This is a genomic window from Aphanothece stagnina RSMan2012 (assembly GCF_046764815.1).
Classification (GTDB): Bacteria; Cyanobacteriota; Cyanobacteriia; order PCC-6307; family Cyanobiaceae; genus NIES-981.
Genome location: NZ_JBKOUC010000090.1, coordinates 1 through 563 on the forward strand (window position 1 = coordinate 1; position 563 = coordinate 563).

Genomic DNA, 563 nt, shown 5'->3' on the forward strand with positions numbered 1-563 from the left:
GGGATCGTGTCGGCCGCGAGACGCTTGCGTTCTACGAGCAGCTGCTGCGCCAGAACGCCTCTGGCGGCACCCGCCCCACCCTGAACACGCCAGGCTCCTGATGATCACCGACGCTCTGCTGCGCACCCAGGTCTGGCGCTACCCGCCGCCCCTGATCGAAGGCCAACTGCGCGGTATCGCTTGCATCACCTCGATGATCCAATCTGGCCTGTGTCCCATGTCGTCACCGACCCTTCCAGCTTGTTGCTGCAGACGGCCTGGGATGCCGGAACCGTCTGCCAGGCGTCCGCCAGCCACTCGCGCGCCCGGATGAACGATTTCGTGGCCAGCCACCTGATCCGCAAGGGCGAGGTCCGGGCCTTGCATTACATCTGGGCCTCGCTGCGTGACGATCCGCTGGCGCCCCAGGTGTGGATCCGTGCGCTGCAGGCCGGCTTCCTGAAGCTGCGGCCCCAGGGCGCTGCTTCGGGGTCCGTGGTGTGAGGGTCCTGATGATGGCCGACGTGCTTCCGGAGCCGGACTCGGGCGCTGCCGGCACCGAGTGGCAGACGGCCCGGGCGCTG

The 563-nt window shown here is 68.4% G+C and carries 1 protein-coding gene; it reads left to right on the plus strand.

Annotation, left to right across the window (positions count from 1 at the left end; genetic code table 11):
• Positions 1-210 precede the first annotated feature (210 nt).
• A complete protein-coding gene (locus ACLNEE_RS16860; RefSeq protein WP_411424855.1) occupies positions 211-483 on the plus strand; it encodes a hypothetical protein in 273 nt (90 codons plus the stop codon).
• The last annotated feature ends 80 nt before the right edge of the window (positions 484-563 follow it).